Source organism: Dysgonomonas sp. PH5-45 (assembly GCF_029893235.1).
Lineage (GTDB): Bacteria > Bacteroidota > Bacteroidia > Bacteroidales > Dysgonomonadaceae > UBA1309.
Map to the genome: position 1 here is coordinate 1 of NZ_JARXWE010000013.1, position 24,543 is coordinate 24,543.

At 44.7% G+C, this 24,543-nt stretch carries 24 protein-coding genes; 8 read left to right on the forward strand and 16 right to left on the reverse strand.

The genetic code is table 11. The features are described 5' to 3' along the window. Positions 1-146: 146 nt before the first annotated feature. The 5 genes from M2132_RS06225 to M2132_RS06245 form a co-directional block, all read right to left on the reverse strand. Positions 147-539, reverse strand: a complete 393-nt coding sequence (locus M2132_RS06225; protein ID WP_280672508.1) for a hypothetical protein — start codon at positions 537-539, stop codon at positions 147-149. 194 nt (positions 540-733) lie between these two features. Then, positions 734-1,735: a phospholipase A gene (locus M2132_RS06230; protein WP_280672506.1), complete on the reverse strand. Its 1,002-nt coding sequence runs from the start codon at positions 1,733-1,735 to the stop codon at positions 734-736. Beyond that, positions 1,732-2,226: a YkgJ family cysteine cluster protein gene (locus M2132_RS06235; protein WP_280672505.1), complete on the reverse strand. Its 495-nt coding sequence runs from the start codon at positions 2,224-2,226 to the stop codon at positions 1,732-1,734. The genes M2132_RS06230 and M2132_RS06235 overlap by 4 nt, the downstream gene beginning before the upstream one ends. Beyond that, positions 2,210-3,265, reverse strand: coding sequence for an asparaginase (locus tag M2132_RS06240; protein ID WP_280672504.1), 1,056 nt, complete (start codon positions 3,263-3,265; stop codon positions 2,210-2,212). Before M2132_RS06240 ends, M2132_RS06235 begins: the two co-directional genes overlap by 17 nt. A 76-nt stretch (positions 3,266-3,341) precedes the next feature. Further along, positions 3,342-4,022, reverse strand: a complete 681-nt coding sequence (locus M2132_RS06245) for a TatD family hydrolase (RefSeq protein ID WP_280672503.1) — start codon at positions 4,020-4,022, stop codon at positions 3,342-3,344. Between the two features lie 114 nt (positions 4,023-4,136). On the opposite strand from M2132_RS06245, the gene M2132_RS06250 reads away from it, so the two are divergent. After that, on the forward strand, positions 4,137-4,790 hold the full coding sequence (locus M2132_RS06250; RefSeq protein ID WP_280672501.1) for an ABC transporter ATP-binding protein: 654 nt from the start codon (positions 4,137-4,139) through the stop codon (positions 4,788-4,790). Positions 4,791-4,884: 94 nt separating this feature from the next. Here M2132_RS06250 and rplI read toward each other — a convergent pair whose 3' ends face one another. The 3 genes from rplI to rpsF are packed head-to-tail and all read right to left on the reverse strand — an operon-like array spanning position 4,885 to position 5,969. Further along, positions 4,885-5,328 carry a 50S ribosomal protein L9 gene (rplI, locus tag M2132_RS06255; protein WP_280672499.1) on the reverse strand — a complete coding sequence of 148 codons (444 nt, stop codon included), beginning with the start codon at positions 5,326-5,328 and terminating at the stop codon, positions 4,885-4,887. 24 nt (positions 5,329-5,352) lie between these two features. Further along, positions 5,353-5,622: a 30S ribosomal protein S18 gene (rpsR, locus tag M2132_RS06260; RefSeq protein WP_280672516.1), complete on the reverse strand. Its 270-nt coding sequence runs from the start codon at positions 5,620-5,622 to the stop codon at positions 5,353-5,355. Next, positions 5,622-5,969 carry a 30S ribosomal protein S6 gene (rpsF, locus tag M2132_RS06265; protein WP_280672497.1) on the reverse strand — a complete coding sequence of 116 codons (348 nt, stop codon included), beginning with the start codon at positions 5,967-5,969 and terminating at the stop codon, positions 5,622-5,624. The genes rpsR and rpsF overlap by 1 nt, the downstream gene beginning before the upstream one ends. A 184-nt stretch (positions 5,970-6,153) precedes the next feature. Here rpsF and M2132_RS06270 point away from each other — a divergent pair, with 184 nt between their 5' ends. Next, complete coding sequence (locus tag M2132_RS06270; RefSeq protein WP_280672495.1) at positions 6,154-6,627, forward strand: MarR family winged helix-turn-helix transcriptional regulator; 474 nt, start codon at positions 6,154-6,156, stop codon at positions 6,625-6,627. A gap of 92 nt (positions 6,628-6,719) precedes the next feature. Here M2132_RS06270 and M2132_RS06275 read toward each other — a convergent pair whose 3' ends face one another. The 5 genes from M2132_RS06275 to M2132_RS06295 form a co-directional block, all read right to left on the reverse strand. Continuing rightward, on the reverse strand, positions 6,720-7,541 hold the full coding sequence (locus M2132_RS06275) for a DUF5672 family protein (protein ID WP_280672493.1): 822 nt from the start codon (positions 7,539-7,541) through the stop codon (positions 6,720-6,722). 107 nt (positions 7,542-7,648) lie between these two features. Beyond that, positions 7,649-8,854 (reverse strand): multidrug effflux MFS transporter, encoded by a 1,206-nt coding sequence (locus tag M2132_RS06280; protein WP_280672491.1) that lies wholly within the window; start codon positions 8,852-8,854, stop codon positions 7,649-7,651. Positions 8,855-8,938: 84 nt separating this feature from the next. Beyond that, the gene (locus M2132_RS06285; RefSeq protein WP_280672489.1) at positions 8,939-9,775 is read right to left on the reverse strand and encodes an AraC family transcriptional regulator; all 837 of its coding nucleotides are present in this window, start codon (positions 9,773-9,775) and stop codon (positions 8,939-8,941) included. Positions 9,776-9,953: 178 nt separating this feature from the next. Further along, the gene (locus M2132_RS06290) at positions 9,954-11,132 is read right to left on the reverse strand and encodes a PepSY domain-containing protein (RefSeq protein ID WP_280672487.1); all 1,179 of its coding nucleotides are present in this window, start codon (positions 11,130-11,132) and stop codon (positions 9,954-9,956) included. A gap of 227 nt (positions 11,133-11,359) precedes the next feature. Then, positions 11,360-13,750 (reverse strand): TonB-dependent receptor, encoded by a 2,391-nt coding sequence (locus M2132_RS06295; protein ID WP_280672485.1) that lies wholly within the window; start codon positions 13,748-13,750, stop codon positions 11,360-11,362. Positions 13,751-14,254: 504 nt separating this feature from the next. Between M2132_RS06295 and M2132_RS06300 the strand changes: the two genes are divergently transcribed. The 6 genes from M2132_RS06300 (at position 14,255) to M2132_RS06325 (ending at position 19,601) form a co-directional block, all read left to right on the forward strand. Beyond that, entirely contained in the window at positions 14,255-15,202 is a 948-nt protein-coding gene (locus M2132_RS06300) for an ABC transporter substrate-binding protein (RefSeq protein ID WP_280672483.1), read from the forward strand. 22 nt (positions 15,203-15,224) lie between these two features. Next, positions 15,225-15,950: an ABC transporter ATP-binding protein gene (locus tag M2132_RS06305; protein ID WP_280672481.1), complete on the forward strand. Its 726-nt coding sequence runs from the start codon at positions 15,225-15,227 to the stop codon at positions 15,948-15,950. Further along, positions 15,947-16,705 (forward strand): ABC transporter permease, encoded by a 759-nt coding sequence (locus M2132_RS06310; RefSeq protein WP_280672479.1) that lies wholly within the window; start codon positions 15,947-15,949, stop codon positions 16,703-16,705. The genes M2132_RS06305 and M2132_RS06310 overlap by 4 nt, the downstream gene beginning before the upstream one ends. 33 nt (positions 16,706-16,738) lie before the next feature. Beyond that, a complete protein-coding gene (locus M2132_RS06315) occupies positions 16,739-17,899 on the forward strand; it encodes a porin (RefSeq protein WP_280672477.1) in 1,161 nt (386 codons plus the stop codon). Positions 17,900-18,015: 116 nt separating this feature from the next. Further along, positions 18,016-18,834, forward strand: coding sequence for an enoyl-ACP reductase (locus M2132_RS06320; protein ID WP_280672475.1), 819 nt, complete (start codon positions 18,016-18,018; stop codon positions 18,832-18,834). Positions 18,835-19,052: 218 nt separating this feature from the next. Next, a complete protein-coding gene (locus M2132_RS06325; protein WP_280672473.1) occupies positions 19,053-19,601 on the forward strand; it encodes a hypothetical protein in 549 nt (182 codons plus the stop codon). 14 nt (positions 19,602-19,615) lie between these two features. On the opposite strand, the gene M2132_RS06330 is transcribed toward M2132_RS06325, so the two are convergent. The 3 genes from M2132_RS06330 to M2132_RS06340 all read right to left on the reverse strand — a co-directional run bounded on the left by M2132_RS06330 (position 19,616) and on the right by M2132_RS06340 (position 24,478). Continuing rightward, positions 19,616-22,507, reverse strand: a complete 2,892-nt coding sequence (locus tag M2132_RS06330; RefSeq protein ID WP_280672471.1) for a PD-(D/E)XK nuclease family protein — start codon at positions 22,505-22,507, stop codon at positions 19,616-19,618. A gap of 102 nt (positions 22,508-22,609) precedes the next feature. Further along, positions 22,610-23,035 (reverse strand): large-conductance mechanosensitive channel protein MscL, encoded by a 426-nt coding sequence (gene mscL / locus M2132_RS06335; RefSeq protein WP_280672469.1) that lies wholly within the window; start codon positions 23,033-23,035, stop codon positions 22,610-22,612. A gap of 108 nt (positions 23,036-23,143) precedes the next feature. Then, positions 23,144-24,478, reverse strand: coding sequence for a hypothetical protein (locus M2132_RS06340; protein ID WP_280672467.1), 1,335 nt, complete (start codon positions 24,476-24,478; stop codon positions 23,144-23,146). Positions 24,479-24,543: the final 65 nt, after the last annotated feature.

A 24,543-nucleotide genomic window follows, 5' to 3' on the forward strand; every position in this document is an offset into this window, starting at 1 on the left:
TTTAGTTATCGCTTTTTAATCGACTTATAGTCGACACTCACACGAATTTTATTCGTAATCTAACCTATGGATTTCCAATCCATAGTCGTTAAGTTTTTTTGCTTCCCCTCGGTTGAGGCATGTTGACCTGCGGGGGCGCATCAACCTCACCGTCTTTTCATTTTTATCCTCACCGTGTCGTAACCGTCTTCATAAAGACTGGCTTCCATCTTGTTGTAGCAGATGCTCCATACCTTAAAGCGCATGTGCCTTCGGTCATCGGCCGAGCATTCTATTATGCCATCCTGTATGTAATAATAACCACCGGTATTGCCAAAGTATCCGCTACTCTCGAAAGTCCCGTCCTGATAGAATATTATATAATTAGACCTTTGGTTGTGCCATATTTCCTCAAAACCCTCGCCTTCGTTTACGTGTGTGAGCGTCCAGTTGCCAACCACATATTCTTCAATAACGCTGTCGTCCTCAGGAAATGGCCCTTCGCATTTGGCGGCAAATAAAGGAAAGATAAATAAAAGAAGTAAAATTTTGTGTTTCATTATCATGTATTTTTTTCATTAGACTGACGAGCCACACCCGTGCGGATTGCGGTTTATTTTCTGCTATCTAAGATGAAATGTTTTGCAAAAAGATTAATAAACAAGTTAATATTTAATATAAATTAAGAATAATAGTCAATACTCTCCTATCTACCCTCAAAAAAAAGGAGGAACATCGAAAAACAGATTTTCGCTTAATAGAAGAACAGGAAGTTTGGTTTTATTACAAAGCCTAAACGGATTCGTTGGCGGAACTCTTTATAGTTGAGCATTTCTTCGCCATAGCCGTTATAATATTCGAGGAATAAGTATTGGTTCGATTTTGGCGTAATCCTGAAAGAGCAGTTGAGCGTTACGTTTGCATTAAGATTGCTTCCACCACGCTTAGTAACGATAAGCCCGATGTTGTAGCGCGATTTATGGTTGAAATCGACAGCCATGAAGCCCCATCCTTTGTAATCGACAATATCTTTGTTGTTGTTCCCGTCAACAATGGGAATCCAAGCCTTTGTCTGAAAAGTCCAGTTGCGGTTAAACTTCAGCAAGGCCATAAAACTGACCTTATTCCAACTACGAGAATCGGGGCCATCCTTACCGTTCGACTCATGTTCGAGCTGCAAACCCAATGTTCCCACAAAGCGGTTGTTATAAACCAAAGCCCTACCAATACCGAGAGTGGGATTGAAGTTGATATCGCCAAAAGGAAACGACTCCCTAAAAATATTCCAATACGCCAACTGGGTGTATGTCAGGAACAGATAGGTGCGGAAGGGCAGCACACTGTTTGTGAGGCGTTGCATGACGCTTATCTGGAACTTCGCGTCCGAGTTGTAGGCCGTTGGCGTTTTAAAAAGCGTTGTACCCACCGTAATATAGTTGTTCTTATAGATACCAAACGAGGGGGTATCGTCAAAAGCTTTAAACACACTGTCGGCCCTCAATTGCGGGTCGGGCTTGAAGAGCGTACCCATCAACTCGTGCGTTTTTTGCTTAAACACCGACAGCGAATCCTTATGGGCTTTCCGGTAAATAAGCGCAGAGTCTTGAGTGAGAAAAGGAAGGGATTTTTCCCGTCCCGACCTCAACGAGTCGGCCTCAGCTTCCGTCTGGGCTAACGTGCCCGACAAGCAGCAAACAAGCAATGCGAACAGAAGTAAATACCTTTTGTTCATTATTTTGATTATCTTGATTTTCATTCCTCTATTAAATGAGCCATAACCTCGAAGGCTATGGGGCAGGTCGATATATTTTTAACCGTAAGTTTATATATCTGGAAAAACTTTTTCCTATCGGTATGCGGATATTCGCGGCATGCTTTGGGACGGGCTTCGTATATGGAGCAATAATTGTCGGGCATGAGGAAGGGGCAAGGCATGGTGTTGAAAACATAATCGCCGTCTTCGTCCATCCGCAGATAATTTGTCACTACATCAACCGGCTTCATCCGCAAGGCTTTAGCCATCCGTTCTATATCTTTATCGTAAATTGCAGGCCCTAAGCAGCGGCAACAATTGGCACATTCTAAACAATTGATGGCGGCAGAATGTTCTTGGTGCAACTCATGGACAAGGTTGTCCATTTTTTCGAGCCGTTTTTTGTTCTTTTTATAAAAGAGAGTTAAATGAGGCGTCAGTTTTTCGGCCCGTTGTTCAAGGTCGGCATATTTGCCGTCACACATCTCTTTCATCGGGTCTGGTAATCTCGCCAGCCAAAGGCGTACGCATCCTTGCTATCACCTCCTCGCGCGAGTAGCCGCAGCCCATCAGAAACATGAGTTTGGTTACAGCCGTTTCGCAAGTCATATCAAATCCGCTGATGACCCCTGCCTTGAGCAGTTCGTGCCCCGTTTCGTAGCGTTGCATGTCTACACAGCCCATCTCGCACTGCGTTATATTGACTATGATTACGCCCCGTTTCACGGCGGTTTGCAAGGCTTTTAAAAACCACTCTTTCCGGGGAGCGTTTCCCGAGCCGTATGTTTCAAGGATAACAGCCTCGACCAACTCCAAGCCCAGTATTGTTTCTATGATGCTCTGTTCCATTCCGGGAAACAACTTCAAGATAACGATACGGTTCTTCATTTCGTAATGGAACTTCACTCTTGTGTGTGGTTCGGGCTTCAGAATCAACCCTCTTTGGTAACGGATTTTTATACCCGATTTTGCAAGGGATGGATAGTTGTACGATTTAAATGCTTTGAAGTTATCGGCGTTTATCTTGCTGCTGCGGTTACCTCTCATCAGGCAATTCTCGAAAAAGATAGTCACCTCGGGCACCATCGGGTTGCCTTGCGAGTCTTTTTCGGCGGCTATCTCTAAGGCAGCTATCAGGTTTTCCTTCGCATCCGTCCGCAATTTTCCGATAGGGAGCTGCGAACCTGTAAGCACAATGGGTTTGTTCAGGTTTTGTATCATAAAACTCAATGCCGAGGCGGTGTATGCCATCGTATCGGTTCCGTGAAGGATAACAAAACCATCGTAGCGTTCGTAATACTCTTCTATGATGCCTACCAGCTTTTGCCAGTGTTTGGGGCTGATTTCGGACGAGTCGATAACAGGGTCAAAAACAACCGTATCGACCTTAAATTTAAGTTCCTGCAATTCAGGGAAATTACTATCTATATGGCTAAAATTAAAAGGTTCGAGAGAACCTGTTACATTATTCTCAACCATTCCTATGGTTCCACCCGTATATATTAATAGGATACTTACATTAGAATCAACCATAACCAGCATTTAATCGTGAAACACAAAGTTAATCCTTTTTCAGCAATATTCATATTAATATGATGTAAAACAGTCCTTAAACAGCAAACTGGGGGAATATACGCCTGACATTTTGCTCTATTTTTTCGGAAAAATCGAGCATTTGTATATTTAAAGCCGCGCTAATATCTGCATAAATTTCTTCAATTGTACAGTTTTGGGTATCTGTTTCACACAATAGCCTGTCGGTAGGAATAACCCTCAGCGAATCTTTATTGTATTTCGCGCCAAGCGAAAAATACACGTCCATGTCGAGCAACTGCCGGGTCAATTCCTCACCACCCCTATATCCGTGTAAAATCCAAGGTTGGCGGGGGTTGTATTTCCTGTACGAGGCATACAAATCGTCCCAAGCCTTCACGCAGTGGATAATAAGGGGTTTGTGCAACTGTTCGGATAGCTGTATTTGCTGCTCAAAAACGGTGCGTTGGGTTTCTATATCGGCTCCTTTCAGCTTGTCGTAGCCGGCCTCGCCGATGGCAATAATGCGTGGATTGCTGGCTATCTCTTTCAGAAAATCGAGCTGGGGCTGTGCGTCTTCCGAGTACCAAGGGTGTACTCCGCACGAAAAAAAACAATTGAGCGATGCCATATCTTTGGCATCTTCAAAACCGAGAGGGTAAACATCAAGTATGTAATTTATCTTCTTCCCCTCCGGCTCCACATCATCGTCCGAGGGAAGGGGCGCTGAGTGGGTGTGTACGTCATAAAGGTCCATAAATAAGTTTAACTGTTGAAATACGTCCGCTAATTTAATAAGAAACTACGTAAATAATTAATATTATTCATATTTTTGCATACATTTAATTTTCAAACAGACTTCACTTAAAATATGATTCGGGTAAAAGGAGTAACAAAAAAATTTGACCAACTGCAAGTGCTCAAAGGCATAGACCTGAGTGTGAACAAAGGCGAGATTGTAGCCATCGTTGGCGCAAGCGGTGCAGGCAAAACCACCCTTTTGCAAATTATAGGCACGCTCGACAGAGCCGGCTCAGGGTCGGTTGCCATTAATGGGCAGGAAGTGTCAAGGATGAGCGACAGCAAACTTTCTGAGTTCAGAAACAAGAATATAGGCTTCGTTTTTCAGTTCCACCAACTGTTGCCCGAATTTACCGCTCTCGAAAACGTGATGATACCCGCTCTGATAGCCGGAAAGAAAGAACGGGAAGCAAAGCAGAAAAGCAAAGAATTGCTGGAATTGTTAGGGCTGGCAGACCGTTCGGAGCATAAGCCCAACGAGCTGTCGGGCGGCGAAAAACAACGGGTGGCCGTTGCCCGTGCCCTAATAAACGATCCGGCGGTGATACTTGCCGACGAGCCATCGGGAAGCCTCGATACCGAAAACAAAGTGGAGCTGCACAAGCTGTTCTTTGAACTTCGCGACAAGTTGGGGCAAACTTTCGTCATTGTTACCCACGACGAAGAACTCGCCAAAATGACCGACCGCATCATCCACATAAAAGACGGGATGATTGTGGAATAAGAGTAAAAGCTATATATTTTCTACATAAAAAAAGAGATTGCTCGTGGGCAATCTCTTTTTGCATATATATTTTGCTTTAAGCTTTTTCCTCTTCTTATTCAGAAATTACTTCGAAAGGAATTTCAACCGAAACTTCCTTGTGAAGTCGGGCAATAGCTTTGTAAGAACCAACTTCTTTTACCGAATCTTTGATAACGATAGATTTTCTGTCGACAGTAAATCCTTGTTTTGCCAAAGCTTCAGAAATCTGAATGTTGGTAACAGAACCAAAGATAGTACCTGTTGAGCTGGTTTTTGTACCGATAGTTAGAGATACACCGTCAAGCTTAGCAGCAAGGTCTTGCGCGTCTTGTTTGATTTTCTCCAATTTGTGGGCACGTTGTTTCAGGTTTTCGGCCAACATTTTTTTTGCCGATTCGGTTGCTATCACCGCTTTTTTCTGAGGAAGCAGATAATTACGTCCGTAACCGTCTTTCACTGTTACAACATCATCTTTAAATCCCAGATTCGTTACGTCTTCTTTTAATATTACTTGCATTGTCTTTTTCTCCTCTTCTTTAAATTATTTCATTAAATCAGTTACATAAGGAAGCAAAGCCAAATGACGGGCTCTCTTCACTGCCTGAGCAATACGACGTTGAAATTTCAAAGAAGTTCCGGTGATGCGGCGAGGAAGTATCTTACCTTGCTCGTTCAAGAATTTCTTCAAAAATTCAGGATCTTTGTAATCGATATATTTAATACCACTTTTTTTGAAGCGACAGTATTTTTTCTTTTTCACTTCAACTGAAGGAGGAGTCAGATATCTGATTTCTGATTGTTGTGCCATGATTAGTTTTCTGATTTAGTTGTTGTTTTAAGACTTCTTCTCTTTTCTGCATACTGGTGTGCATACTTGTCTTGACGGAATGTCAAGAAACGGATCACTCGCTCGTCGCGACGGTAGTTAAGCTCCAGTTTTTCAATCACAGTAGGATCGGCTTTAAACTCAAGGAAGGCATAAAATCCTGTCGATTTTTTCTGAATTGGGTAAGCCAGTTTTTTAAGGCCCCAATTTTCTTCGTTCACGATTTCCGCGCCTTCATTAGTAAGAATAGTCTTGAACTTATCTACCGCTTCCTTCATCTGAACGTCAGATAAAACGGGAGTTAAAATGAAAACGGTTTCATAATTATTCATAAATGATATAATTAAATTAATTAAACAAATAAAGTTTTGAGGTGCAAAAGTAGCCCTTTTTTGCTTACAAACCAACTGTCAAAGAAAAAAATATGCTTGCTAAAAACAATTTGTTATCTTAAATTTGTATCCGTAAGTATCCGCTTGAATAATTTTCACTCAAAAAAAAATAAACCTAAAAGTTATGGAAGAATACATCGACAATGACCTGGAATACATTTTCCCTATCATCAACGGAAAAGTATCTACGGCCATAAACCGGAAAATGTTCCGTAACTTCCGTAAAGAAGGGCTGGACATTACACCTGAACAATGGAGCGTGCTTTACTTTCTGTGGAAGGAAGACGGTGTGCTTCAGCAAAAGCTATGCGAGGCCACCTTCAAAGACAAGCCAAGCATGACGCGCCTCATTGACAATCTGGTGAAGCAGGGCTTTGTGTTCCGGCTGACGCCCCCCAACGACCGCCGCTCAAACCTCATCTATCTGACCGACAAAGGCCGCGGCATTCAACCGGCTGCCCGGCGGGCTATGCAAGCCACCATGCACGATGCCCTTATCGGCATAAACGCCGAAGGCTTGGAAAGGGTGAAAACCGTACTCAAACTGATTTTCGACAACGTGCAGGAAGCCTTGGGCGACAATCCACGTAAACCATAAACAGAAACTCAATAGATTTTACAACCTATTAAGTAAAAGCCCCCTGTATTGTATGTTGTTTGGGTGTTTTCTTTCGGATTCGTTAAATCCGGCTATAACTCATAGCCCAACTTATTGATGTGAGGTTTCCAAAAATTGATATCGTATTTTGCCCACGCATGACAGCCAAAAGGCAATCGTTCCTTATTTAAGCCATAACAAACAGAAGGCAGGCTTTCGAAAGAAAATTCAAGAGCTTTACTGAAGCCCGGCACCTTTAACGTTCGGCTACTGCTACGATTGACCTCCACACCCCAAAAAACATCTTCCATATAGTAATGTGAGGCCGGATTTCTATATCTTTCAATTATTCCGTTTTTCTCAAATTGGCCTATTACCTCAACAAACCGTTTAGGATTCCTTATCGAAAACCCCCCATTACCCACCTTGTATTGTACGGTATCCCAATGGTTTGGTTTCGATAATATTTTTTTCAGGAATCGCCTCACCGACAAAATAAATAGGTTGGCTGCAACATGTTTTGCCTCAGTATTAAATATCCAAGGTGCGCCACAGTAATCGAAGTTGCACCAGTAGTCAAAACTATCGCTAAAAACAAAACAATCCGTTTGATGAATAAGAATCCTGTCGTATTGGCAAAACCTCTCATAGAAAGCCTTGCTCAACATCAAACGATTGTAGCCACCCAAGCCCTCAAAAAAAGAAGGTTCAAACTCTTCTTTGCTTATCGACACCCGATGCTTATCTCCAATAGCATAATACTCGGTAAGGTCTAACCCTAAAGGGCAGACAAAAACAATGGGGTTTTTTCCTAAAATTTCAAAGCATCTTGAAAGCGAAATAATTTCATTATGGCTCACCGATTCTTTGTAGACTGGTATTACTACAGCCTTCGATAAATACGTATATGTCATTCTCGATTATGTACAAATTCCGTGTAAATATACACAACAATCGACAAAGACATAACGAATTGTTGCAATTATCGCAAGGCAAGTAATGATTTTAACTTTGTATCATCCTACATCGCAGGGCATTCGCTTTCTTCCTTATAGCTGAATCGGCCGTATACGGTAAACAGCCCCGTCAGGCTACACAAAAAGAAAGCCAAGCCCACAACCGTCATCGTGCCATTGTTTACAAACCCGAAAAGCAGGGTGCAAACAAACGATACGCCAAGCTGTATAGACCCAAAGAGCGCCGAAGCCGTACCGCTGCTGCTTCCGCTGAAGGGCGTTATAGCCAGCTCGGTTGAGGCCGAAAACAGAACGCCTATCGGGAAAACATACAAAAATAACAGCACCAATACCGGATAAACGCTTACCTTCAGGTACATAAAAGACAGCAGGAAAACACTCACCGCGAACATAAACACGAGCGAATACTTCACCAGCTTGGGTGTTGACATATATTTCTGAAGAACACCCGTCAGGTAAGAACTTACCATCAATCCGAGTGCGTTTACCGAAAAAATCACGCTGAAGGCATTACGGTCAAAGCCCCCTTCTTCCATAATAATGAACGGCCCGTTCGATACATAAAGCATCAGTGCGCCATTGGCTATACCGCCTACAATGGAATACACCACAAACTTTTTCACTTTCAGAACTTCCAGATAGCTTCTGAAAACATTTTTCTGTTCAACCCGCAAACTGCCCCCGCCTGTTTCCGGAAGAAAGAACAGGGTGAAAATAAATATAACCGCACCCAAGGCCGCAAGAGTCCCAAACAAGGCCTGCCAGTTGAAAAACGAAAGAACGGCATTCCCGATAGAAGGGGCAATGATAGGGGCAACACCCATAATCACGGCCAGCAGCGAATATATTTTCAGGGTTTTTGTTTTGTCAAAATAGTCGGTAACCACAGCACGGGAGATAACCACCCCGCCACAACCGCCTATTGCCTGTACAAAACGCACCACCCACAACTGATGGATATCCCGCACATATATGCAGGCAACGGAAGCGATGATAAAAATAAAGAGCGAAGCCAAAATCGGCTTTTTTCGCCCGAAGCGGTCGGCCAAAGGTCCCCACAGCAATTGCCCGATGGCAAAGCCTGCCAAAAAGGTCGACAGCGAAATCTGTACCGTCGACAGGGGAACGCCAAATGTATTGGACATAGGAATAAATCCGGGGAGATACAAGTCGATACTTAGCGGTTCAAGAGCTGTAAGCAGTGCCAGGATAATTATTACAACCCATTGCATGATGCTGAGATTCTTCATTTTCGTTTACTTTAAAAAAACAGAATGCAAAAGTAAGAAAGTAGAAATGGCATGCGCTTACACAAATAGGACAAATACTTGGACTTATAAGACCGATTCTTGCTCTTTGAACTGTGTGGGGGTGTATCCGGTATGTTGTTTGAAGAAACGGGTAAAGTATGCAGGCTCGTTGAAGCGGAGGTCGAAGGCAATCTCCTTGAGGCTTTTTTGCCCCATACGTATTTCTTTTTTTATTTCAAGCACCAATCGTTCTTGCAGGTGTTGTTTCAGGGTTTTGCCTGTCCCCCGGATGCAAGCCTGATTCAGTTTTTTGGGAGTGATACCCAATTGGTTGGAATAGAACAAGGTTTCGCGCTCATGGATGAAGTTACGGTCTATGAGCCTCATCAGCTCGGCCACCAGCGAATCGACCTTTATCCTTTGGTTCTTTGTTTCGAACAGAGACGCGACATGAAAAAGAAAAGCTTCGGTGTACGTTTCCATGATTGTCAGCCGGTTTGCGGCTTCGCGTTCCAACAGAATCAGCTCTACAATCGTGTTCAGTATATTGGTTGTCCTCTGGTCTAAGTCAATAAAAATATTCGACAGGTAGCCACTTAGGTAAGGCGACTTCAGGTGTTGGTTTATCCTGAAAAACACATCGTTGTGTATGGCAAACAGCACGCCTTCCTTTCCCTGTATATTCAAACGGTCTATCTGTCCGGGAAAAACTACTACCACCTGATTGTCGGCCACTTCATATTCGCGGAAGTCGATAAGGTATCTGTTGTCGCTTCCCACTTTTTTGAACCAAAGCAACTGGTAGAAATCGTACCGCTGATAATTGTAGAAAATGGTTTCGTCCATACTTTCCAAAAAGAAAATATCGACAAAAGGTTTATCGCGCAAGCCGCCCGGTGTTGCTTTCTTCTTATTATCCATTTTCCATATACGTTAATCAGCTTAACTCCCAACAAATATACTACAAAGAGTTTTAAGGACACAGAAAAAATGCAGGCACGCCTCTGTCGACGGTTTGGAGCAAGCTATCAGAACGGACAGCTTGCCCGGAGACAATGAAGAGTGGTAACCACCGTACCACTCAATCATTTAAATTCGGTTAGTTCGTTGTCGCCTTTTTATCCTTTTTGCGTTTTTCTTTCACAAAAAACAGATAATATCCCGTTATGGGTAGGCTTGCCCCTATCAGACAGGCTATACAGGTAAGTATCCTTGTCCAGATACCCCCATAAGCGCCCACATGCAGGTTGTATGCCCAAAGCATGACTTTCGACCCCTTTTCGGCATCTTTATAGAGTGACACCTCGGTAATATTGCCCTGTTGGGCATCAAATCTGTAACTATCGTTTGCCCGCAAATGGGGAGCGTCTTTTGTAAGAACGCTTGCCGAACCATCCTGAAGGGATATCGTTTTGTAGTTGGGCACGCTTATTTGCAGTTCTGCCAAAACATCGTCCCAGTGCGCTATATTGATGCTTTCTTGTTTTTCGGCACGATTTCCGGCCTTACCTTTCCGGCCTTCGCCTGCGGCTTTGCCTTTGCCTCCAGCACCACCGCCCTTGCCATTCTGGTTGCCACCTTTGCCTCCATGCGCCGATTCCACTTTGGCCTCAGCACCAAACAACGAAAACACACCGTCGCGATACCATTGGAACGACCACATCAACCCCGTCAGAGAACATACAAGCAGGAATATGCAAACGTATATCCCCAAAACAACGTGGAGGTCGTAGTAAAGCCGGCGGCGGCCTTTTTTGGCAGTGACAACGAAGCGCGACTTCCACTTGCGCCCCTTCTTGGGAACCCATACCACAACCCCGCTTATCAGTATCACCACAAAGAGGATGGTAGAAATACCAACCGTATATTTTCCCCATGTGCGGCTGCCGTCCATAAGCCAACGATGCAAGGTGAGCATTTTATAGAAGAAGCCTTCGTTATACATATATACCCCCGTAACCCTGCCTGTATATTGGTCTATGAAGGCCGATGAACGGAAACCTTCCGAGAGGCGGATGGTATAAGTTGTGTTAGGGTTGGACGAAACGGTGATACCCGCAACCGAATTATTCTTCAGTTGTTTGTTTGCCATAGGTATAAGTTCGCTCAGGGGCAAAGGCGTTCGCCCCGCGCTTTCTACCTCATAGCGTTCGGGGTATATAAGCCTCAGTATCTCTTTCTCGAAGATAAGGATACTGCCGGTCAAACAGACAATGAAAATGATTATACCTGCCGGTATAGACAGCCATTTGTGCACCAGTTTGAAAAAAGTTCTCATAATGTTATATGTATTGTATTTTGTTCCTATTGACTAAAATCGCTTAAAAAAAATGAGCCGGTATTATCGTGATTATAATACCGGCAACATCTATATCAAAGTTAGTCTAAATTTATAAATTAAGTCTTGCACCTAATATTTACACTACAAATGTCGGGCATATAATTGAAGGCCACAATCACCAAAAGTAATGATTTTTTATATATTATGATAACAATTAATAGTGATTAAAACCTATAAGACACTGTTGCCGATAAATTACAAGGGGCTATCTGATTGATATATCCGCCACGGAAGTAAGCGTTGTAGCCCAACTTGTTGAATATATTATTGACAAATACCCGTGCCGTCAGCTTATTGTAAGTATATCCCAACTGTGCGTTAACCGTTGTATAGGCCGGCATATCGAAAGGTTTGGTTCCGCCCATATTTCCGTGTCCGTCTGGTTTCAGGCTATATTCGTTTACAGGGCGTTTGCCTACATAATATACACCCACACCCAACGACAAGCCTTTGAGCGCTGTTTTATCGAGAGTGTACTGCACCCACCCGTTTGCCGTATGCTTAGGAGCGTTCATCGGAGCTGAGCCATCTACGTACGAAGGGCTGTTTTTATAACGGGCGTTCAGGTAAGCATATCCAAGCATCACTTGCAGGTTGTCGAGGATGCGTCCGTTCAATTCCACTTCTATACCATCGCGTACTAAATCGCCCGCCTTATAATAATATCCGGTAGAAATGTTTGAATTGGGGCGATATTCCGAATTAGTGAGATTGTCGGTTCGGATATGGAAGTAAGTGAAGTTAAAACGCAGGCGGTTGTCCAGCCAATCGGACTTGATGCCGAACTCCCACTGCTTTGTTCGCGAAGGCCCCGCTTTTGTAACGCTGTCTGTCAACACATTGGCCGCGCTGCGTAAGCTGGTGCTTGTTGTAAACGACCCAAAGAGATTCACGTTCTCGAACGGGCTAACCATGATTCCAACATTAGGGTCCCAAGCATCATCCCTTGTCATTCCAATCGTTGCATTTGTTGTGGATATAGAACTATATCTTAACCCCAGAATCACTTTTGCGTATTTGTTGATGGTCATCACTTCTTGTGCCATAATGCCATAAGTACTATATTTACTCACAACAGGCGCACTGGCAGGAGTGTCTGCCGGAAGTTTTTGAGGTGTTTTGTTGCCGGGTATTGTGTTTATTACATCAATGGTATCAATTAACCATTCGCCAAGGTTTTGTGTAGTTGCATTCGCGGTTCTGTAATCGAATCCTACCTGAAAAGTATGTTTCACCGAGCCCGTATATACGTCTTTACCAACAAAATCTAACTGGAAAGTTGAGTTTTTGTCATTCCTCAAAGAACGGCCTATTGTACGTGTTCTCAAGGGCGATTCGTTACTTTTGTTTATAAGCCCTAAAGAGGTTGAAGTATTATCCACTTTGTACGATGAACCCATATACGTAGCCCTTAGGCTGAACAGGTCGTTCAACTTGCGGTTAATGCGGGCGGAATAAGTTGTCAGTTTGGTGTTCACATTATCTTGGTCGAACCCCAAAAACTTATTGTGCGGCATTTCATAAAGGGCGTTTACGTCTTGCCCGGCAAAGTTAACGGTACTTGTTACGGGGGTTGCGTTGCTGTTCAGATAGTCCATCTCCAAATTAATGGTTGTTTTATCGTCGGGACGCCATTCCAACGAAGGGTTCACATAAACCTTATCGGCCGATACCACAGGGCGGTAATTGTCCGAACGCTCGTAAGCCCCGTTCATACGGAAAGCAACCGTACGGTTTTTGTCAAGAACCGACTGATAATCGGCAGTAGCACGCAGCAGCCCCCAACTGCCTGTACGGACAGATACTTCGCCGCCATTCACAAACTTAGGGGTTTTGGTTACTACATTGATAACACCGCCCGCATTACCCAAGTCGGTTATAACGCCTTGCGTAACGGCTGCCGACCCCTTAATCATCTGTATGCTTTCAACACCCTGCATGTCGGTTATGCCCGAAGCCGTCTGGAACTGCGAATCCATACGCACTCCGTTTTTCAGTACGGGAATACCCCGAAACCCGCGCGAAGACATACTCTCCTTTACACCCCCGTACGACCCAAAAAGCGTTACCCCCGGAACGTTGCGCACAGCATCGGTTATAGTCAGAGCGCCCTGTTGGGCAATAACTTTTTCCGAAATAATGGAGATGCTCTGTATCTGTTCGCTCGGGCGCAGAGGCATGCGGGTTATGGCATCCAGTTTTTCGGGCTGCTTGTAGCGTTCGCCAAACACCTCTACTTCGTCTAAAGTATTGCTTACCTCCATGTTGAAGGTGAGAGTAGCATCCTGCCCCTTGGCAAGTTTTACCGATAGGGTTTTATTCTGATACCCTATAAAGGAAACGGTTATTTTTGCTTCGCCGGGGCGCAGATGTTTAAGCCGGAATTTACCGTCTTCGTTGGTCGAAACAGCATTGTTTGTTCCATCCACAAACACGGTGGCATAAACCAAAGGTTCGCCTTTTTCGTTCAGTACTTTTCCTTTCACCACCTGCGCCGGTGCAGAGGTGATGCAAAACAAAAAAGCAATCAATAATAATTGGATTTTCTTACACATTTTTTTTATTTAATGTTAGCTTAAAATTATTTATAAAAACACCCTGCAAAGGTCTGTACTGCCCGCCGATAATACAATCGCAAAAAATGATGAATAACACACCTATCACCCCCCCTCTGATAATTATTTATAGGTATTTACCCGTAGTGCATTTAGGAAATAAAAAGCTCGTTATCTGTAATCCTGAGTGTAACGAAGGATCTTGAATAAGCGATAAAGAGAGTGGCCTAAAAGTGATTTTTGATTTCTTTTTGTGGTTCTGACCGCAGGGAAGAATCTCTTTTGACACAGAAGAGATGTTTCACTATCGTTCAACATGACAACAGAGAAAATGCTATAAAATGTTTATAATAAATTATTTGACAAAGACTCTCTAAATGCACTACGGGTAGGTGTTTTGAAGGGGGTAAGCCTTAGCGTTTTGCAGAAAGTTTGTCTTTTGTCTCATACATATGCCTATATTTCCTATTTTTGCACGTAGAATAACAAACATATCAGGCTAAAATGAAAAAAACAGTTTACATTTTTCTTGTTTGCACCGTGGCTCTGCTGTTAGCATCGTGCAAAAACAAAACAACGAGCAACCAATCGACCGGAAGCTTGCCCGCGCTTACGGTAGGGGTTATGCCGTCGATGGACTTCCTGCCGCTGGCAGTTGCCCAGCGCGAGGGCTACTTCGAGGAAGAAGGGCTTGACATCACTATTCAGAACTTTTACTCGGCCAACGAGCGCGATGCCGCCTTCCAGAGCGGAAACGTTGACGGAGTGGTAATAGACTATACGGGAGCCGTTTTGCAAAAAGCCGGAGGGATACCCCTAAAGCTCACCTCAAAATGCGATGCCCCTTTTTATATTGTGGCCAGCAAGAATTCTGGCATTAACGACCTTGCCGGATTGCGGGGCAAACAAGTGGCCGTATCTCAAAACACGGTTATAGACTACTGCGTGGATATGGCTTTGGCTTCGGCAGGGATGACAGCAAAAGACATACACAAGGTTGAGATAAACAAAATACCTATCCGTTTCGAGATGCTGATGAACGGTAAGATAGACGCAACAGGGTTGCCCAATCCCTTTGCACTGATGGCACAAAGCGAAGGGGCGAAAGTGCTTGTATCGAACGACAGCCTCCGGTTTGCCATCACAGGCATTATGTTTAAGGAAGAAGCTATCAACACAAAAGCCGAATCCATAAAGCGCATGTACGCGGCCTACAACAAAGGTGTCGATTATCTGAAAACGCATACCGTAAACGACATTGCCGATATTCTGGAAAAGGATCTCCGCTTCAAAAAAGAAATCATCCCCTCTGTCAAACTGCCTGTTTATACAAAAGCGGAAGTGCCTACCGATAAAGACCTGCAACTCGTTACAGACTGGCTTGCCGCCAGAGGGTTGATAGACGCGGGCTTCGACAAGGCAAGCCTTGTAGACGGTCAATTTGTGAAATAAAAAAACGAACCTTTCCCTGTCTGTGATTTCCATAAAAAACCTATCGGTAAGATATCCCCAAGGGGTGGTGCTCAAAGATTTTTCTTTGAGTATGAATCGTGGGCAGATATACGCGCTGATAGGGCCTTCGGGTTGTGGAAAATCAACACTGTTGAAAGTCTTGTGCGGAATCGTACCCAAAGAATCGGGCACGATAGAATACGGAACGCAGGAAAAAGACATCAGCATAGGGTACGTTCCGCAATCGTACGGATTGCTCGACTGGAAAACCGTAGAACAGAACATATTGCTGCCCCTGCGGCTGAAAAAAAAGTTGCCAAACACGCAAGAGATAACCGGCGTGCTTCGCTCGCTTGAGATAGAAGACCTGCTGAAGCGTTACCCCAAAGACCTGAGTGGGGGGCAACGCCAGCGCATAGCCTTGGCTCGTGCTTTTGTGTCGCAACCCGATTTGCTACTCATGGACGAACCTTTTTCGGCACTCGATGCTTTCACCTCGCAAACATCCCAAAAGCTTTTCTTGCGGCTATGGTCAAAGTATAAAGTAACCACCCTGCTCATAACCCACAACGTAAGGGAAGCCGCGCGGCTGGGGCAACATATACTGATAATGGACAAGCAGTCGGGGCAGATAACCCACCAGTTGCCCAATCCCGCTTTTGGCGAGGAGGCCAGCAACAACCTCCGCTTCGACTTTGGCAGCAGGATACTCGATATTTTTGCGGAAAACAATCAGGAGGAGAAATGAGGAAAAAGGAAAAAAATATCGTCAATTATCTGGTCTTCATCATCGTAGGGTTCGTTCTCTTCAATCTGGTTTGGTGGGTGTGCGCTCGTATTTTTGACCTGAAAGCCCTGCCCAATCCCTTGGATGTGTATTCGGCCTACAACCAAGCTATCAGTAACGACATTGCCGACCACACCTTGGCCAGCCTGTGGCGGGTGCTGAAAGGCATAGCCGTATCGCTGGCAATAGCCCTGCCCATAGGGCTGCTGATGGGAACAAACAAAGCGGCAAACCGTATACTAAGCCCTTTCACATACTTCACTTACCCGATACCCAAACTGGCATTGCTACCCATAGTGATGGTTATTTTCGGGATAGGCGAGGTATCGAAAGTTATAATAATTGTGCTTATCATTGTTTTTCAGCTCATTATTTCAATACGCGATGCCATTGCAGGCATATCCAAAGGCGACTATCATGTCCTTATCTCGCTCAAAGCCACTAAGTGGCAGCAAATGCGGCACATAACGCTGCCCGCCATCATGCCCGAAATTCTATCGTCGCTGCGCATCAGTTCCGGAATTGCCATTTCGGCATTGTTTTTTACCGAAACTTTCGGTACGGACAAGGGTCTGGGCTTTTACATAACCGATTCGTGGATGCGGATAGATTACCTGCAAATGTATTTCGGCATATTTGTTCTCTCCATGTTGGGCTTCCTGCTTTTTTTGCTGCTCGACGTGTTAGAAACAATCGTTTGTAAATGGAAAAATTAACCTAATTCATAATTTAACGCAAAAAGTCCTTTTATGAAAAAACTTTTACTTTTAATCTCCTTCATTTGTTCAGTAGCGGTATGTGCACATGCCCAAAACAATGACAGCCAGTTGCTAAAGAAACTGGTTGAAAAAAATGTTCTTACCCAAGACGAAGCCGATGAGTTGGCTCAAGACCAACAAACAGAAACAAACGGCTCTTTTGAGCAAACCACCCGGAAAATAAGGGAAGCTTTTTCAACTCCCTATATGAAGTTTGGAGGCTATGCCCTGATGATGTATCAATACAGCAACACCCAAGAAGTTAAACACAAGGTAGACCCCCGTGTGGTTTTTGTGTCAATGACCGGGCAGTTCAACAAATTCAGGTATTTTATCCTTTCGGAATTTGTAGACCCACGCGTCTATGAATTTTACGGCGAATGGGCGCCATCGGACGCCATAAAACTGAAGGGCGGTTTGATGAAAGTTCCCTACGCACTCGAAAACCCTATTTCGCTGATAGATTTAGAAACCGTATCGAACACCCGTTCGGTATCGAACCTGATAGGTATGACCGGCGACGTGATGCAACTCCAAAACGGCTTCAATAACTCGGGGCGCGACTTGGGTATCATGCTGCATGGTAACCTCTTCAAGAAAAACGGGCACGAGTTGGTACAATATGCCGCAGGGGTGTTTCAGGGGTCAGGTATAAAGAAAACCAACGGCAACTGGTTCGAAAACAACAATACGAAAGACTTTGTAAGCTCCTTGTATCTGAAACCCATCAGCGAATTCCGCATCGGGGGTAGTGTTTACTTTGGGCAGACAAATTATTCGACCAACCTCACCGGACAGGAAAAACCCCACGTACGCAACCGTTGGCTGATAAGCTCCGATTACCAATCGGACAGATTTTATGCCCGTGCCGAATGGATACACGGCAACGATGGCGGAATAAAGAAGGAAGGGCTTTACGGTACTGCCCTGTATTACGTTGTTCCCAACAAACTTAACTTTGCCGCAAAGGTCGATTACATGAACAACAACAAAGACACCGGCAGCGAGGTTATAGACTATACGGCCGCCGTGAACTACTATTTCTATAAGGCTTGCCGTTTCCAGCTTAACTATACCTATTCGGACTACTCAAAGGTTTGGGGAAGCAAAGATTCGCACAACATAGCTGCCCAAATGCAGATTGTTTTCTAAATATTTATTGAGCCGTTATCGTTTTTTATGATATGGAAGGTTCAATATTGCACATTTTTTGTAAATTTGTGCCAAAACAAAAATAAATAGTATTCATTAAATAAACCGAAAAGACGATGAGTCATAATTTATTGAAAGGTAAAAGAGGTATTATCTTCGGAGCCTTAAACGAACAGTCTATCGCATGGAAAGTGGCTGTAAAAGCCGTAGAGCAAGGCGCAAAAATAACACTGTCTAACACAGCGATGGCTTTGCGAATGGGCGAAATAAACAAGCTTTCGGAGCAGCTCAACGCGCCTGTGATTGCGGCCGATGCTACCAACGTTGAAGAATTGGGACAGGTATTTGCCAAGTCGCAAGAAGTGCTTGGAGGAAAAATAGATTTTGTTCTTCACTCAATAGGTATGTCTCCAAACGTGCGCAAAAGCCGCGATTACGATAATCTGGACTATGGTTTCCTTGACAAAACCTTGGATATATCGGCCATATCGTTTCATAAAATGATGCAAGTGGCAAAAAAAATGGATGCCATCGCCGAAGGCGGTTCTATCCTTGCCCTTACGCATATAGCCGCACAGCGCACCTTTACCGGATATAACGACATGGCCGACGCAAAAGCACTGCTCGAATCTATCGGCCGTAGCTTCGGATACGTTTACAGCCGCGACAAAAAAGTGCGCGTGAACACAATTTCGCAATCGCCTACGCTCACAACCGCCGGACAGGGAATCAGCGGAATGGACGCGTTCTTCGATTTTGCCGAAAAAATGTCGCCACTTGGTAACGCCAGTGCGGATTCGTGTGCCGACTATTGCATCGTAATGTTTTCTGACCTTACACGTATGGTTACAATGCAAAATTTGTTTCACGACGGAGGTTTCTCAAACATGGGGCTTACACAAGCCATCGTTGAGGACTATATCGAGAAAAAATAACGCGCTCGCCAAACGTAATATACATAACATAAAGCCCGGATTCTTATTTTAGAATCCGGCTTTTTGGCATACCTGTGCCCCATAACAGCCGGTAGGAGGGGATATTGTTCTTCACATCAATTTTAAACCATATAGCATTATTCCATAAATTTTATATATTTGCATAAGTTCAATACAAAACTAAAAAGGTAAAATTTTTATTCAAATACAAAATCAGAATGAAAAACGTATTTATTTCGCTATTGTTATTGGTCTGCTCGTCGTTAGGCCTAAGGGCTGCGCCCGCTTTTGTTGAAGAGTATGTAGACTTTACTCTCAATGCCACAACCTTTACCGTAAATGGGACATATGTTTATAAAAACTCGTCCGAACGTCCTGTGAATATCGGGATTTCATATTCGTTTTCGGCAAAAATCAAGAATGTGATTATTGACAAGGTTTATAGCATTACAGACCAAAAAAGTCTTAAGTACAGGGTAAAAGGGAATAAGATTTATGTCGATTTCACGATTCCCGCCAACGAAAGCATGGCCATAAACCTTGTTTACAGGCAACCCAAGCAGAAGGTAAACGTGTATTACTCTACCGCTGCCCAGAAATGGAAAGTTCCGTTGCAAAAAGTAAAATACTCGCTCCGCTTGGAAGACGACCTCAAGATAGAAGCACTATCTTTAGCGCCCGACGTGGAGTCTGAAAACCTCTTTCTGTGGAACATGTACGACTTCATGCCGGAGGAAGATTTCCAGATAGTTCTACAAGGTAAGTAAGGCTACGAGGCAAATTATTTCTTACAAATATTAGTAAAGGCGCACCACTGGCAGGGCTTACCGGTTTGGGTTTGTGTAAAAGGTATATCGGGGTTGAATATTTCTTCGAGGCACGCGTCAAAACACGATTTGAATTCTTCGCGATACATGGCAAAATCGGTAACCCTATGTGTTTCCTTCATATTTGGCTTATGGACGACATCCGCATCAAATTTGTCGTCAAACAGATTCCGCAGATAGTATATGCCGGGTTCTACCGTCCTGTCCGGATGTTTCGTCAGGTACAGGTGAGCATACATAAAAACCTGCATCACGGCTTTGGGACGCTCTTTTGCTTCCTTATCGAATAGTTGTGGCATATCTTTGAAACGCAAAGAGCCTTTTCCGGTTTTGTAGTCGATGATGCGTGTGTTGCGGTTCACCTCGTCAACACGGTCGAGTATACCTTTCAGAACAACCACCTTGCCCAAAGCCAGGTGGTATTCTGTTTTTATACGCTCCTCGGCATCCAGATAAACAAAAGGGGTGAGCTTCATATCGGTTTTCAGCACTTGCTTCACATACCGGCGCACTACCTCGCCCGTGAGGAAGTTCTGCCCCGTAAGCTCGCGGATGTCCTTCGTCTTGAAATAGTTTTCGGCAAATGAGCGTTCTATGGTTTCGCTCAGCAGCTTTTCGTTCTTAGCAATCAGTTTGAGCAAATCGGCAGTCACGGTTTTGCCCCTAAACGGCTCGTACAGCCATTCCATAACAGAGTGAAAAATGCTGCCGAAGGTGCTTGCCTCTACTACTTCCGACACCTCATCTTCTTGGCCTATGCCCTCCACTACCGAGAAATAGAATTGCAGGGGGCAATCCAGATACATATTAATTGAACTGGCCGACAGGCTGCGGTCGCCCCCCGAAAGGAACCGTCCGAGTTTTTGCATCACCTGTCCGTTCTTCTGCATGCTTATGGGCTGGCTTGCTGTTGACGATACTTCATATACGGCCAAACGCTCGCGAATGTCGAATCGGTTGCCATACAAATATTTCAGTTGATTGACGTACCGGCTCACTTCGCCGGTCTGCAAACCGTCTGTACGGGTATCGTAGAGTAGGTAAATGTTGCGTGCGCGGCTTATCATCCGGTAGAAGTGATATGCAAAAACACTGTCCTGATGTTCGTAAGTAGGCAGCTCAAAGCCTTGCCGCAAATTGTAAGGAATGAACGAGTTTGCCGCCTTCCGCTGGGGAAACACGCCCTCGTTCATCGACAGGATTATGAGGTTTTCGAAATCGAGTACCCGTGTTTCCAGAACACCCATTATCTGCAAGCCCGACAAAGGCTCGCCACTGAAAGGGATGCTGATTCCCGCCGCCAACTTGCGTAACAGGCGGAAATAGGTTTCGGGTTTCATTTCGGGCAAAGGGGCGTTTTTCAAGGCCTCGTTCATCTTGTTGAGGGTTTTATAGTATTCTATAACAAACTCCCTCTCCATATCGAGCGCCGTGGTGCTGCCCTCGTCTTCGTGGTCTATTATCTGGCTTGCCAAAGCGGCACTGATGCGCAAAAGTATCTCCCTGAGGTAAAACGAAATAGCGTTCCATTCCCTGATAGGTGTAAAAATCAACTCAAGAAGCGGATGAACGGCAAATTCATCGCAGGTAACAATAATCTTGTTATACTGCACTATGTTTTGCCGCAAAAGTCGCGCTTGCTCCCCGGCAAGTAAGGCCACATAACGGTGACCGAGAATGGGGAGTACAAAACGGAAATAAAAACCATCCTTCCCGTTACTGTTCCTTATGTTGCGTTGCAGGTCAAAAATATGCTCCATCAAGCCCGACACAGCCGAATGATGCAGCCCGTAACCCATCGTTACGTTTATCTTATCAATTCCGGCGGGTACAGAATAGAGCATGGGCAACAGCAGGTTCTCGTCCGGAAGTATTACCGCCGTTTTCAGGGCATCGTTGGGTGATGATATCGCTCCGGCATCCACCAGCGTTTTCAGTATCGTGCCCGCGTGTTTCGATTGCCCCACGGCCGAGGGTATGCCAACAACCTCAACATGGGGATTTCCGACAGGGGGTTCGTCGGCCTCCAAAGTCAGTTGAGACGGAAACATCGTCTTGTTTTTGCCTACGAACAGCGATGCCCGGTTATGGCTGTCGCTGACCAAGGGCGAAGAATAGTCGAAATAAAAATCGGCCACACCCGCCTGTTGCAAGTACCGGAGTACCACCTCCTCGGTTTTGCTATGGGCATTCAGCCCCACAAACACAATCTTTTCGGAAGGGAGGTCTATATCTTCTTTCTCCCTGGCCCGTTCGGCCACATGGCGGAATATCATTCCCTCGTATGCCATCCCTCTTTCATGCAAAGCCTCACGTAGCGAGGAATAGAGCGTGTACAGGACTTGCCACATTTCCAGAAAATCTTTTTTCTGCTTACTGTCGCCAATGGGGTGAAAGTTCGCCCAAAATCGGCGTATGGCCATCACTTGGTCTTCGGTAAGGAAACTGAAGCCCGCGTCTATCTCTTTGAGGTCCGATATATTGCGAAACAGTTGGCGGGCATCCACCATGTATTTGTCTACATCGTCAAAATCGTTGAGCAGCATTTCGCCCCAGAAAATAAATTCGTCGAATGTTTCGCTCGTGCCGCTTTCCGCTTTGTAGATATCGTACAGTATGAAAAGCATCTCTATACGGTTTGCCAAGCGGTAAGGACTCAGGGCGGTAAAAAAATCGGCAATGGTCAGTATCTCCGGCGAAAACAAAGGCCTCCCCGCTATCTGCGAAAGGTATCTCTGGAAAAACAATCCGGCACGCCTGTTCGGAAAAACAAACGTACACCGGCTCACATCTTGGCCATAAGCCTTGTAGTATGCCTCAGCTACATTATAGAGAAAAGGAGTCATACGGCACTCGCCATTTTTTTTACGGGCGCAAGTTAATAAATTATGCGAATCGGACTCCGAAAAACATCCTTTTTCATTTTCTAAATGCGCTACGGGAATTCCTTACTGTTTTTTCTGTTCTTTCAGCAGGTCGCGTATCTCGGCCAGCAAGGCTTCTTCCTTGGTTGGTTCGGCAGGTTCGGCAGGTGCTTCTTCCTGTTTTTTGCGGAAGGTGTTCATTGCTTTGATGGCAAAGAATATAACGGTGGCAATGATTACAAAGTCCAGAATGGTTTGGATAAACACCCCATAGTTGAGCGTTACGGCCGGAACGGCTTGCCCTGCGGCATCGACGGTTGCGTTTTTGAGTGTCATTTTCAGGTCCGAAAAATTCACACCATCGAGCAACAGCCCGATAGGGGGCATAATTACATCGCTCACAAACGATGATACTATCTTACCGAATGCGCCGCCAATGATAACACCCACTGCCATGTCAACGACGTTGCCACGCATCATAAATTCTTTGAGTTCTTTTAAAACCGCCATACTTTATATCTATGTTTTAATGAAATTAATGAAATTAATAATCGTTATTTATAAGCCTGCAAACTTACTAAAATTTAGTTTGCCTTCTGAGAGTATAACATAAGTTCCTTAAAAATTGTTTATAGTTACGTTCACCTTCAATAAATCGTTTTCGGGGTGGCACAGTATATTCACTTCCGAGTCGGGTATCAGTATCCGTATCGGGAACAACGAACACTGGCACTCCTGCAAGCCGCTTTTTATGGAATATATGGCCGACGAGCAGGGCGTAAGCGGACTGGTGTCTATACGCTGTGGCACTCTGAAGTTGCCAAACGCCGAAAGGTAAGCCTTCAGGTTGTTTTCGCTGCCCGAAAATATGAGCCGGTTTTGCCGGAAGGTAAAAAACACATCCTCACGTTTCCCGAAAAACTGCTTATTGAATTGCTCCGTCCCCCGGTAAATACGGAATAGCCCCTTCCTTGTCCAGATAGCCGAAGCTTGGCGGATGGGGGTGGCACCCGAGGATGCGCGGCGGTTTATGCGTATCATTTCGTCGAGCATATAGAACCGCGAACCATGAAACCCGACGAGGTGTACCGCTTCGGCATTGTCCGTAGGCAGGAAGAACCGATACGAAGGGGACATAAAATAGTGCGCGAATGAATCGGGAATGAAAGCCGTATTTTTTTGCACCTCGAAAGCAAGGAGCGAATCGGGAAACGAGCCGAAATCGAGGCTCAAGGGGGTGTTCGTGACGAGCGAATCGCAACAATCGCCCGCAATGAATGTACGTGGCGAGGCATATCCGTCCAACATCAAGGCATCGTCCCTAAGGGTGGCCGAGTAGGCCATTCTGAGGTTTGTATGGCTGTCTTTGGCAAAAAACGATATGTATGACGATACAGCCAGCTTATCGGCCAACACGACCATCTCTTTGTCGGCAAAAAAGCCTTCGCCCGATTGTCGTGTGTCTATTATGTCTTCCAACACCTTGTAATTGTAGCCGCAAGCAAAGATTCCATCCAGAAAAACGCACGAAAAAAAATCGTTGCTGCCCGATGTAAAAAACAATATCTCCTGCCCCTTATACTGCCGTTTTTTTGGGGGGAAGTAAGGGAATAGCTCCGTTTTTAGCTTTGTGCGGATATACAGGTCGCTTCCTTTGTCTGTTGAGGCAATGAAGGTTATATCTTTGTCTTTATAAAGAATGCCCATCGGATAGCGGAGGCCGTCTTGCAACCCTCCTACAATGGGTTTCAGGTTACGAAGAAAAGGCTGTATCTGGTTCAGGTTTTCTTTTACAATCCACAGGCTTGAAGTCGAGGCCGGTACAAACATGCGGAGGCTGTTCCCTTCGGCCGGCTTGTTGTCCGGCTTCTGGAATAGCTTAACCGCAACGATAAGGGCGGCAATGGCAAAAACAGATAAAATAATTATCTTTACACTCCGTTCTAACTTCATGGTAGAATTGTAATCCGTTAAGCACAAAGATAATTTATTATTTTTTCCGAACTAAACAATTACTA

Excerpts from the sequence above, each read along its gene's own strand:
- M2132_RS06225 (WP_280672508.1), bottom strand. The coding sequence starts at position 539 with ATGAAACACAAAATTTTACTTCTTTTATTTATCTTTCCTTTATTTGCC.
- M2132_RS06230 (WP_280672506.1), bottom strand. The coding sequence starts at position 1,735 with ATGAAAATCAAGATAATCAAAATAATGAACAAAAGGTATTTACTTCTG.
- M2132_RS06235 (WP_280672505.1), bottom strand. The coding sequence starts at position 2,226 with ATGAAAGAGATGTGTGACGGCAAATATGCCGACCTTGAACAACGGGCC.
- M2132_RS06240 (WP_280672504.1), bottom strand. The coding sequence starts at position 3,265 with ATGGTTGATTCTAATGTAAGTATCCTATTAATATATACGGGTGGAACC.
- M2132_RS06245 (WP_280672503.1), bottom strand. The coding sequence starts at position 4,022 with ATGGACCTTTATGACGTACACACCCACTCAGCGCCCCTTCCCTCGGAC.
- M2132_RS06250 (WP_280672501.1), top strand. The coding sequence starts at position 4,137 with ATGATTCGGGTAAAAGGAGTAACAAAAAAATTTGACCAACTGCAAGTG.
- rplI (WP_280672499.1), bottom strand. The coding sequence starts at position 5,328 with ATGCAAGTAATATTAAAAGAAGACGTAACGAATCTGGGATTTAAAGAT.
- rpsF (WP_280672497.1), bottom strand. The coding sequence starts at position 5,969 with ATGAATAATTATGAAACCGTTTTCATTTTAACTCCCGTTTTATCTGAC.
- M2132_RS06270 (WP_280672495.1), top strand. The coding sequence starts at position 6,154 with ATGGAAGAATACATCGACAATGACCTGGAATACATTTTCCCTATCATC.
- M2132_RS06275 (WP_280672493.1), bottom strand. The coding sequence starts at position 7,541 with ATGACATATACGTATTTATCGAAGGCTGTAGTAATACCAGTCTACAAA.
- M2132_RS06280 (WP_280672491.1), bottom strand. The coding sequence starts at position 8,854 with ATGAAGAATCTCAGCATCATGCAATGGGTTGTAATAATTATCCTGGCA.
- M2132_RS06285 (WP_280672489.1), bottom strand. The coding sequence starts at position 9,775 with ATGGATAATAAGAAGAAAGCAACACCGGGCGGCTTGCGCGATAAACCT.
- M2132_RS06290 (WP_280672487.1), bottom strand. The coding sequence starts at position 11,132 with ATGAGAACTTTTTTCAAACTGGTGCACAAATGGCTGTCTATACCGGCA.
- M2132_RS06295 (WP_280672485.1), bottom strand. The coding sequence starts at position 13,750 with ATGTGTAAGAAAATCCAATTATTATTGATTGCTTTTTTGTTTTGCATC.
- M2132_RS06300 (WP_280672483.1), top strand. The coding sequence starts at position 14,255 with ATGAAAAAAACAGTTTACATTTTTCTTGTTTGCACCGTGGCTCTGCTG.
- M2132_RS06310 (WP_280672479.1), top strand. The coding sequence starts at position 15,947 with ATGAGGAAAAAGGAAAAAAATATCGTCAATTATCTGGTCTTCATCATC.
- M2132_RS06315 (WP_280672477.1), top strand. The coding sequence starts at position 16,739 with ATGAAAAAACTTTTACTTTTAATCTCCTTCATTTGTTCAGTAGCGGTA.
- M2132_RS06320 (WP_280672475.1), top strand. The coding sequence starts at position 18,016 with ATGAGTCATAATTTATTGAAAGGTAAAAGAGGTATTATCTTCGGAGCC.
- M2132_RS06325 (WP_280672473.1), top strand. The coding sequence starts at position 19,053 with ATGAAAAACGTATTTATTTCGCTATTGTTATTGGTCTGCTCGTCGTTA.
- M2132_RS06330 (WP_280672471.1), bottom strand. The coding sequence starts at position 22,507 with ATGACTCCTTTTCTCTATAATGTAGCTGAGGCATACTACAAGGCTTAT.
- mscL (WP_280672469.1), bottom strand. The coding sequence starts at position 23,035 with ATGGCGGTTTTAAAAGAACTCAAAGAATTTATGATGCGTGGCAACGTC.
- M2132_RS06340 (WP_280672467.1), bottom strand. The coding sequence starts at position 24,478 with ATGAAGTTAGAACGGAGTGTAAAGATAATTATTTTATCTGTTTTTGCC.